The organism is Deltaproteobacteria bacterium, from assembly GCA_020845895.1.
Taxonomy (GTDB): Bacteria; Lernaellota; Lernaellaia; order JACKCT01; family JACKCT01; genus JADLEX01.
This window is the reverse complement of the sequence record JADLEX010000148.1, coordinates 1-9,183: the sequence shown is the minus strand read 5'-3', so window position 1 is coordinate 9,183 and position 9,183 is coordinate 1. Positions and strand designations below refer to the sequence as shown.

Annotated in this window: 10 protein-coding genes; all 10 read left to right on the top strand. The window is 57.7% G+C overall.

Annotation, left to right across the window (positions count from 1 at the left end):
- The coding region (locus tag IT350_20065; GenBank protein ID MCC6160359.1) for a disulfide bond formation protein B at nucleotides 1-391 on the top strand (391 nt) is incomplete at its 5' end.
- A gap of 1 nt (nucleotide 392) precedes the next feature.
- Nucleotides 393-1,115, top strand: a complete 723-nt coding sequence (locus IT350_20060; GenBank protein ID MCC6160358.1) for a DsbA family protein — start codon at nucleotides 393-395, stop codon at nucleotides 1,113-1,115.
- Nucleotides 1,116-1,231: 116 nt separating this feature from the next.
- Nucleotides 1,232-3,043 carry a heavy metal translocating P-type ATPase gene (locus tag IT350_20055; GenBank protein MCC6160357.1) on the top strand — a complete coding sequence of 604 codons (1,812 nt, stop codon included), beginning with the start codon at nucleotides 1,232-1,234 and terminating at the stop codon, nucleotides 3,041-3,043.
- A 162-nt stretch (nucleotides 3,044-3,205) separates the two neighbouring features.
- Nucleotides 3,206-5,197: a ferrous iron transport protein B gene (gene feoB / locus IT350_20050; GenBank protein ID MCC6160356.1), complete on the top strand. Its 1,992-nt coding sequence runs from the start codon at nucleotides 3,206-3,208 to the stop codon at nucleotides 5,195-5,197.
- Nucleotides 5,198-5,310: 113 nt separating this feature from the next.
- Nucleotides 5,311-5,601 carry a winged helix-turn-helix transcriptional regulator gene (locus tag IT350_20045; GenBank protein ID MCC6160355.1) on the top strand — a complete coding sequence of 97 codons (291 nt, stop codon included), beginning with the start codon at nucleotides 5,311-5,313 and terminating at the stop codon, nucleotides 5,599-5,601.
- A 63-nt stretch (nucleotides 5,602-5,664) separates the two neighbouring features.
- Nucleotides 5,665-6,324, top strand: a complete 660-nt coding sequence (locus tag IT350_20040) for a class I SAM-dependent methyltransferase (GenBank protein MCC6160354.1) — start codon at nucleotides 5,665-5,667, stop codon at nucleotides 6,322-6,324.
- 56 nt (nucleotides 6,325-6,380) lie between these two features.
- Nucleotides 6,381-6,701: a methyltransferase domain-containing protein gene (locus tag IT350_20035; GenBank protein ID MCC6160353.1), complete on the top strand. Its 321-nt coding sequence runs from the start codon at nucleotides 6,381-6,383 to the stop codon at nucleotides 6,699-6,701.
- A gap of 64 nt (nucleotides 6,702-6,765) precedes the next feature.
- Nucleotides 6,766-7,569, top strand: a complete 804-nt coding sequence (locus IT350_20030; protein MCC6160352.1) for a cation transporter — start codon at nucleotides 6,766-6,768, stop codon at nucleotides 7,567-7,569.
- A gap of 201 nt (nucleotides 7,570-7,770) precedes the next feature.
- The gene (locus IT350_20025) at nucleotides 7,771-8,361 is read left to right on the top strand and encodes an isoprenylcysteine carboxylmethyltransferase family protein (protein MCC6160351.1); all 591 of its coding nucleotides are present in this window, start codon (nucleotides 7,771-7,773) and stop codon (nucleotides 8,359-8,361) included.
- Between the two features lie 52 nt (nucleotides 8,362-8,413).
- The gene (locus tag IT350_20020) at nucleotides 8,414-8,776 is read left to right on the top strand and encodes a glyoxalase (GenBank protein MCC6160350.1); all 363 of its coding nucleotides are present in this window, start codon (nucleotides 8,414-8,416) and stop codon (nucleotides 8,774-8,776) included.
- The last annotated feature ends 407 nt before the right edge of the window (nucleotides 8,777-9,183 follow it).

Genomic DNA, 9,183 nt, shown 5'->3' with positions numbered 1-9,183 from the left:
TGCATGGACCGCCGCGCTTGTGGCGACCGCCGGCAGTCTATTCTTCAGCGAGGTGATGGAACTGCCGCCGTGCGTTTTGTGCTGGTATCAACGCATCGCTATGTACCCGCTGGTCATCGTCATCGGTGCGGGCATCATCATGCTCGACCGCCGTATGAAATATTACGCACTACCGCTGGCTGTGGGGGGGCTCATAATTTCGATTTATCACAATTTGCTTTATTACGGTGTCCTGCCGGAAAGCATCACGCCGTGCCAACAGGGTATTTCGTGCACGACGGTGCAGATCGAGTGGCTCGGATTTATCACGATTCCGCTGATGGCTTTGACTGCGTTCGCGGCGGTGAGCTTGTGCTTGTGGCTCCATAAGGCGGAGCGTTTTGAAAAATGATATGAGAAAAGAAGTAATTATCTTAGGGGCTATTGTCGCCCTCGTCATTGTAGGTGTCGTCGTGGGTTCGAACTATTATCGAAACTCGCTGCAGAACGAAACGGTCGCGACCAAGACAAGCGGCAATTCGAATGCGGGAAGTGTGACCCCCGAATCCCTGGTGCGGCCCGACAGTCCGACCCTTGGACCCACGAACGCCCCGGTCACGGTCGTCGAGTTTCTGGATCCCGAGTGCGAGGCCTGCGCCGCGTTCAGCCCCGTGGTGAAGAAACTGCTTAAAGATTACGAAGGCAAGATCCGCCTCGTCGTTCGTTATATGCCGCTCCATCCGAATTCGGTTTCCGCCGCGACGTTCACTGAAGCGGCCGGCGAACAGGGAAAGTATTGGCAGGCCCAGGAACTTCTCTTCCAAAGACAGCACGAGTGGGGACAGAAGCACGGCCCCGCAGCCGCCTCGCAACCGCCCCCGAACATAAACGTTTTGTTCCAAAAGTACGCGGAGGAGCTGGGTCTCGATCTGGCGAAGGCGAATGTCGCCGTTCGCGAAAATCGCTACGGTGCGAAGATCGAACGGGACAAGAAGGACGGCCAGGCGCTCGGCGTGCGGCAGACGCCGACGTTTTTCGTCAACGGTCGGCAGCTCCGAAGGTTCAGTGAAGCCGACTTAAGGGCTCTGGTCGACGAGGAGCTGCGAAATTCATCCACCGGACGACCCACTTCATAGCCGTGACCGAAACCAAAACAACCAAACCCGAGACGCTCGGTCTCTGGCAGGACCGGAAATTTCAATGGCTGATCGCGAGCGTAGCCCTCGTCGCCGTCTTCGAGTTCCTGTCGTTGATGGGGGACGGCTACAAGCTGCGGCGCGACATCGCGTTCCCGTTTTTCGCGGTGCTGATCCTGGCGGTTGGATGGCGGACGTTGTGGAGCGGACTCAAGGCCCTTTCGAAGCTGAACTTTCGCAGCATCAATCTCCTGATGACGATCGCCGTCGTCGGTGCTTTCTATCTGGGCGAATACGAGGAGGCCGCGGTCGTTGTGGTTCTGTTCGCTCTGGGCGAGAGGCTGGAAAGTTTCGGCATTCAGTCGAGCAAATCGGCTCTGCAGGCCCTGGTCGATCGCACACCGAAAACCGCCCGCGTGCGGCGCGGGGGCGGTGAAACGGAGCTGCCGATCGAGGAGATCAACGTCGGCGATACGCTGATCCTGAGACCCTCCGACATGATCGCTCTCGACGCCGAGGTGATATCGGGCGCATCTAGCGTCGACGAGTCGGCGATCACCGGCGAGCCGCTGCCGAAGGACAAGCACGATGGTGACAAGATCTTCGCCGGGACGCTCAACCTGCAGGGCTATCTCGAAGCGAAGGTGTTGAAAACCGCCAAAGACACAACGCTCGCCAAGATCATCGAGACCACTTTCGCTGCGACGAAAACGAAAGCGGAGACCCAAAAGTTCATCGAGACCTTCGCCGGCTACTACACGCCGTCGATCATCGCCATCGCGACGCTGCTCGTCGTCATACCGACGGTCTTTCTGGGCCAGCCGTTCAACCCGTGGTTCGAGCAGGCGATCACGATCCTCGTCATCGCCTGCCCGTGCTCGCTCGTAATCTCGACACCGATTTCCATCTACGCCGCGATCGGCAACGCCTCGGCGAAAGGAGCGCTCGTCAAAGGCGGCAAGTACATCGAGGCGATCGGGCGCATCAAGGCCGTCGCGATGGACAAGACCCGCACGCTCACTTACGGGAAGCCGAAAGTGACGGACGTGCTGCCCTTCGGCGAGACCACGCGCGAGCACCTGCTGGCGTGTGCGGCCGGGATCGAGAGGTACTCGGAACATCCGCTGGCGGCCGCGATCGTCGCGGCGGCGAACGAGGAAAAAATCGACATCCACGGCGTCGAGAATTTTCAAGCCGTGATGGGCAAAGGAGCGAAGGCGGATTGCGTCGTCTGCTACGACAAGCACCACTGCATCGGGAAGCTGCCGTTTATATCAGAGGAACACGAGGTCCAAGGGGAGGTCGTCCGCCGCGTCGAATCTCTGCAAATGGAAGGGAAGACATCGATCGTTGTGAGCAGCCACGACGGCGTGGAGGGCGTGATCGCCCTGACCGACGAGATCAAAACCGAAAGCCGTGCCGCGGTCGCCGAATTGCAGGAATTGGGCATCGAGGTCGTGATGATGACCGGGGACAACCGAGCTCCCGCCGAAACGGTCGCCAAAGAGGTCGGCATCCGCGAGGTGAAGGCGGAAATGCTGCCCGAGGATAAAGCCGAGGGGATCAAGGAGCTGCTCGCCAAATACGGCCCGACCGCGATGGTCGGCGACGGCGTCAACGACGCCCCGGCGCTCGCCCTCTCCAGCGTTGGCGTGGCGATGGGCGCGGCGGGCTCCGACACCGCTATCGAAGCGGCCTCGATCGCGATTCTGAACGACCGCCTCGAGTTGATCCCTTACCTCGTCCGCCTAGGCAGGCGGGCCGTCGCGACGATCCAGATCAACACGACCGCCGCCATCGTCACGAAGCTGGTGTTCGTGACCTTGGCGATCCTCGGCCTCAGCAGCCTCGCCCTCGCGATCTTCGCGGACGTCGGTGTCACCGTGCTCGTGATTTTGAACAGCTTGCGGCTGCTTAGCTACAAATAGTCAAAAGTTGAATCAGAACCGCGGCGTTGACGGCCGGAAATTTCTGCGTTATGTTGAAATATCATATGAATGCCTGTTCATATGTGCAAATTCGAGGCGATGCCGAAAATAATATCGCCCATGGCAACAATTTCACCCGCACAAACTTCCGTAGGCAGTGGCATGCTCACCATCACGCTAGCCGGAAATCCGAACGCCGGGAAAACGACGCTTTTCAACGCGCTGACGGGCATGCGGCAGAAGGTCGCGAACTATCCGGGCGTGACGGTGGAGCGAAAGGAGGGCGCCTGGCACGTCGGCGGCGAGGCGGTGCGATTGATCGATTTGCCCGGGCTCTACAGTCTCAATGCGAATTCGATCGACGAGGAAATCGCCCGTGGCGCGTTGACCGGCAAGATATCCGGCTTGAACGCGCCCGACTGCATCATCGCCGTCGTCGACGCGACGAATCTGGACAGAAATCTATATCTATTCACGCAGCTTCTTGAGTACCGGATCCCGATCGTCGTCGCACTCACCATGATCGACGAAGCCGAATCTCGGAAAACAGAAATCGACGCCGCGAAGCTATCTTCACATCTGAAGGTGCCGGTCGTCCCCGTCGTCGCGGGTAAGCGGCGCGGGCTCGACGAACTGACGAGGGCGATCGACGAGGCTATCCGAAATGAGGCACCTGCGCCGGCGGATTTTCCGTTCTTCGATCGCAACGGTGAAGCCCAGTCGGAAAACGGCAACGCCTCGATCCTTGCGCGGTACAGTTGGATCTCCGACGCCGTGCAGGAGTCGGTCAAAGAGCGCGATTCCGGCGGGCGTGCGTTCAGCGAAAAGCTCGACGCCGTATTGACGCATAAATTTTTCGGGCTTCTGATCCTCATCGGAATCCTGTTGTTCGTTTTCCAAACGATCTTTTCGTGGGCGCAACTGCCGATGGACCTGCTCGATTCGGTCTTCGGCTCCCTGCAGGATGCGGCCCGGAACTCGCTTCCGCCCGGAGTACTGAACGATCTGATCGCCAACGGCGTCATCGCCGGGGTCGGCGGCGTGATGATCTTCCTCCCGCAGATCGTTTTGCTGTTTTTCTTCATCTCGATCCTCGAGGACACGGGGTACATGGCGCGGGCGGCTTTCCTGCTCGATAAATTGATGAGCAAAGCCGGATTGCACGGCAAAGCCTTCGTGCCCCTGATGAGCAGTTTCGCGTGCGCGATCCCGGGGGTGATGGCGACCCGCACGATCGAAAACCCGAAAGACCGTCTGGCGACGATCATGATCGCGCCGTTCATGAGTTGCTCGGCGAGGCTCCCAGTCTACACGATGATGGTCGGGGCTTTTTTCACCGGGCAGTACGTGTTCGGGTTCGTGTCGGTCGGGGCGGTACTGATCTTGTCGATGTATATCCTGGGCGTGGTCACGGCCATCATCGTCGCTTTCATTTTGAAGCGTACGATCCTGAAAGCCCCGCCGCCGCCGCTGTTGATGGAGTTGCCGCCCTACCGGATGCCAAACTTCAAGGTCGTCTTCCTGAACGTCTACCAGCGCGCCGGGATGTTCGTCAAACGCGCCGGAACGGTGATCCTGGCGATCTCGATCATCCTCTGGGCTCTGGCGAATTTCCCGCGTCCGCCGAAAGGCGACGCGGCCGCGACGGTCGCGACCGAAACGCAAGTTGAAAGAGCGAACGAGTCGGAGGAAGAACAACAAAAGCAAATCGAAACCGCCGCCGCTGCCGAGCAGCTTCGTTACAGTCTCGCGGGGCGGATGGGCAAAACCATCGAGCCGGTGATCGCGCCGCTCGGGTACGACTGGAAGATCGGCATCGGGTTGATCTCGAGTTTCGCCGCGCGGGAGACTTTCGTTTCGACGATGAGTATTTTGTACAACGTCGGCAAGGACGAGGATGCGACCTCGGCATCGTTGCTTCAAGCGATGCGCGACGCAAAAAGGGACGACGGTTCCCCCGTGTGGACCCCGCTGCTAGCGCTCACGACGATGATCTTCTACCTTTTGGCGTTTCAGTGTATGTCCACGTTCGCGACCGTCAGGCGCGAAACGAACTCGTGGGGTTGGACGTTTTTTCAAGTCGGTTACATGACCGCACTGGCTTATGTCGTCACCTTCCTTATTTATCAGGGCGGCAGGCATTTGGGATTCTGAGAAAAGTGATTCGAACGAGTAGAACTATGAGCGTAAAAGCGACACCTGCCGTAGGCGACGCCTGCGAAATCCAATTCGTCGACGAAGGTAAAGTGGAAAATGTTCGCACTGCGATGAAGTCGGCGGAGGCGATCGGCTTACTCGCCGAGACTTTCAGGATCTTGGGTGACCCTACGCGAATCAAGATCGCGTTCGCGCTGTCGAAAGAGGAATTGTGCGTCTGCGACATCGCCAATCTGTTGGGCGTTTCGCAGTCGGCGGTTTCGCATTCCCTGCGGACGCTGCGGCAGATGAAACTCGTCCGTTTTCGCAGGGAAGGAAAGATCGCCTACTACACGCTCGACGATGAGCACATCGCCAATCTTTTCGACGAAGGCTTTCGGCATGTCGAAGAGTTTTTATAAACCGCCATATCTTTTTTCCTCGAAAAAGAGTGCCGGTCCGAAGACACCTCGTCGCAAATAGCAATGAAAACAGAAGGTAAAGAGAACTACATTCCCGCATTAGGGTTCGATTTTCTTACGCCCCTTTACGACACGGTGGTGAAGTGGACCACGCGGGAGAAGGTATTCAAAACAAAGTTGGTCGAGCAAATCGACATCCCGTCAAGCGGGCGCCTGTTGGATTTGGCTTGCGGGACGGCGACCTTGACCGTCGCGCTGAAACGTAGATTTCCTCATGCAGAAACTCATGGGCTTGACGGCGACGCGAGAATTCTTCGCATTGCCCGCCGCAAAGCCGCCGCCAGCGGTGCTGAAATAAATTTCAGCGAAGCTTTATCCACCACAATGCCGTACCCGGCTGAGTATTTCGACGCGATCGTGACGAGCTTGTTCTTTCATCATTTGACGCCCGCAAACAAGCGAAGAACTCTTGAAGAAGTATTCAGGGTTTTGAAGGCGGGAGGCACATTGCACCTTGCCGATTGGGGAAAGGCCGCAAATGTTCTGATGAAGGCAGCCTCCCAGCCGATCATCTGGCTCGACGGCGCGACGACCAAGGACAGCCTGCAGGGACGGTTGCCGGAACTTGTCGCGGAAGCCGGTCTTATTGAAATCGATGAAACGGCAAGTTTCGGAACATTTTTCGGCACGATTCGCCTTCACAAAGCGCGAAAACCACTTTAAGAAACGCAACGGGGCATGCTCGGGGCGGGTACACATCTAGACGGCCGGAGAAGGAGATGAGCCGGAACCTGCGCGATATCGCAAAGCAGCACGAATGGCATAACGTCCGATGGTTTCGGAGGATGGCGCCGGTTTATGACTTCGCTGAGATTTTCGCGCGTCACATACGAGAAAAGGTTGTAAGCGATTCGGGCTTATCTCCTGGCGCGAAGGTGTTCGATATGGCTTGCGGAACTGGGGCGCAGAGCATCGCGTTCGCAAAACATGGATTTTCCGTCGTCGGCGTTGACTTATCACCCGACATGCTCGCACGGGCAAAGACCGTAAGCGGACTTGATCCGTCTATCAATTCCGGCACCGTGGCATTCAAGAAGTAGACGAGTTGCCCCGACGGTCATTTTGTCTGCTGGCAAAACGAAAGGCCGAAGGTTGATTAAAGGAATGGAGAAAACAGTTTTTCAAATACCGCAAATGGACTGCCCGTCCGAGGAGAACCTGATCAGGCTGAGGCTCGACGGGATCGCCGGGATAAAATACCTCGCCTTCGACATCCCGCAGCGGCGGCTGACCGTGCATCACGAAGGGCGGCTGGACGCGATCGAAAGTTCGATCGCGGATCTGAATTTGGGCGGCACCCGCGTCAGCACCGAGCAATCGGAAGAGGTCCAATTCGAAGAACCCGCAAAGCAAAGGAGATTATTGTGGACAGTCCTCGCGATCAACTTCGGATTTTTCGCGATCGAGATGACCACCGGCTTGATCTCCGGTTCGATGGGGCTGGTCGCTGACAGCCTCGACATGCTGGCCGACTCGTTCGTCTATGGCATCAGCTTGTTCGCGGTCGGCGCCGCCCTGGCTCGAAAACAGCGCATCGCAAGACTTGCGGGTTATTTTCAGCTGGCACTCGCCGTCGTCGGTTTCGTCGAGGTCATCCGCAGATTCCTTGGCGTCGAGGAGATGCCGGACTTCGCGACGATGATCGTCGTCTCGCTCCTCGCCCTGGTCGCGAACGGGTTCTGCCTATACCTACTCCAGAAATCAAAAAGCAACGAAGCACACATGCAGGCGAGCGCGATCTTCACGTCCAACGACGTGGTCATCAACCTCGGCGTGATAGCGGCCGGCGTGCTGGTCTACCTATTCGGATCGAACAAGCCGGATCTGATCGTCGGTATGATCGTGTTCGTCGTGGTCGTCCGCGGAGCATTGCGAATCTTGAAACTCGGGAAACGCGCCGATGGATAAATCCGCCACATTTTGGGTCACCGTTGTCGTGGCTGTCGTATTGACCGCAGTTCTTTATGCCCTTTCGAGGTCCGCTCTGCGCCGGTTCAGATTTTCGAAGCGGGACATGAAGGCCGCCGGATTGAACCGCAAGGCGCGAAGGCAATTCACGGCGCGGCGTAAGGGGGCACGGCGGAGCGCCAAAAAAAGATTCTAAAAAACATGGATCGTTACACGCTACTTATCTACCTAATCGTTTACCTTACCGTTGCGTTCGTTCTGCCGACGTACCGGGTCTGGAAACGCACCGGGAGCAACCCGGTCACGTTCGGCGGGACGGACAGCGCCCACGACTACGTCGGGACGCTGTTCAAGGTGGTGATGCTGATCGTCTTTCTGGCGATCGGGGCGAGGGCACTCCTCCCCGGCGTCGACGAATTCCTGATGCCAATATTCTGGCTGGAGTTTGGCGCAGCGCAGTACGTCGGCTACATCCTGCTGGTTGCCTCGCTGATTTGGGTCGTGACGGCCCAGTTACAAATGGGGGACTCGTGGCGGATCGGGATCGACCCCGCAAAGACCCGACTCGTGAGTACGGGCCTTTTCGGTGTCTCGCGGAACCCGATTTTCCTCGGGATGATGGGCACCCTGCTCGGCCTCGTGCTCGTGCTGCCGAACGCGTTCACGCTTACGAGTTTCGCGCTAGGTTTTGCCCTGATGCAGATTCAGGTGCGTCTGGAAGAAGAATTCTTACGACGGTCGCAAGAGGGCAAATACGAGGAATACGCGAATCGAGTGCGGCGTTGGTTGTGAGGTTCGGTTATCGGGTATTGTAGAGTGCCGTGCGATCGCGGGCAGGAGTCTAATGCCGTTGACCATAAAGGAACTTGTCACTTACGTCCCATCCGAGGATTTCGGGGTTTCGCAGCGCTTCTACCGGGGGCTCGGTTTCGAGTTGACGGAGGGCTGGGGCGGGACGATGGATTGCAGACTCGGAAACGCCGTCTTCCGACTACAGAACTATTACAACAAAGACTGGGCGGAGAATTTCATGATGAAGTTCGATGTCGATGACATCGAGGCATGGCACGCGCACTCGAAAGAGGTGATCGACACCGGGAACTTCGGTCACGCCAGGTACGATAAGGGGATCGAGTTAGTCGGCGGCGACACGAAGATCTTCCACGTTTGGGACCCGTGCGGGATTTTACTGATCTTTATCGGCTAGCAGCTAGCCAGAATCAGGAGCGTGGCGCAAAGTATGCGATGGAGGCTGACATTTCTGAATGGGAATGTCACATCTTACCGACTCGTTCCCCAGACGCAAACAAAGCTGTGGGCAGCTAATTGGCTCGCCGGGGAGAGGGTCCGGATGATCAACAGCTTCGGATATAGAAGGGTCTCAAAGAAGCGCCCATGCTGCATCTGCGGAAAACCGGATTGGTGCAGCACCACGGCGACGGGATCGATCTCGTTCTGCGCCCGATCCACCACGAACGCGGACCGGATCAGCCCTCACGGTTGGGGAGTTTTCTACGATTACGTACCGCGCTTGCAGTCGAAGCGACCGTTTCGCCCCATCCCCGCAAGAAAAAAGTTCGCTCATTCACCCGCTTTGGCTCCGCCCGAGATAAG

Coding starts and splice junctions, on each gene's coding strand:
- feoB (MCC6160356.1), top strand. CDS start 3,206: ATGCTCACCATCACGCTAGCCGGAAATCCGAACGCCGGGAAAACGACG.
- IT350_20035 (MCC6160353.1), top strand. CDS start 6,381: ATGAGCCGGAACCTGCGCGATATCGCAAAGCAGCACGAATGGCATAAC.
- IT350_20040 (MCC6160354.1), top strand. CDS start 5,665: ATGAAAACAGAAGGTAAAGAGAACTACATTCCCGCATTAGGGTTCGAT.
- IT350_20060 (MCC6160358.1), top strand. CDS start 393: ATGAGAAAAGAAGTAATTATCTTAGGGGCTATTGTCGCCCTCGTCATT.
- IT350_20025 (MCC6160351.1), top strand. CDS start 7,771: ATGGATCGTTACACGCTACTTATCTACCTAATCGTTTACCTTACCGTT.
- IT350_20055 (MCC6160357.1), top strand. CDS start 1,232: ATGGGGGACGGCTACAAGCTGCGGCGCGACATCGCGTTCCCGTTTTTC.
- IT350_20020 (MCC6160350.1), top strand. CDS start 8,414: ATGCCGTTGACCATAAAGGAACTTGTCACTTACGTCCCATCCGAGGAT.
- IT350_20045 (MCC6160355.1), top strand. CDS start 5,311: ATGAAGTCGGCGGAGGCGATCGGCTTACTCGCCGAGACTTTCAGGATC.
- IT350_20030 (MCC6160352.1), top strand. CDS start 6,766: ATGGAGAAAACAGTTTTTCAAATACCGCAAATGGACTGCCCGTCCGAG.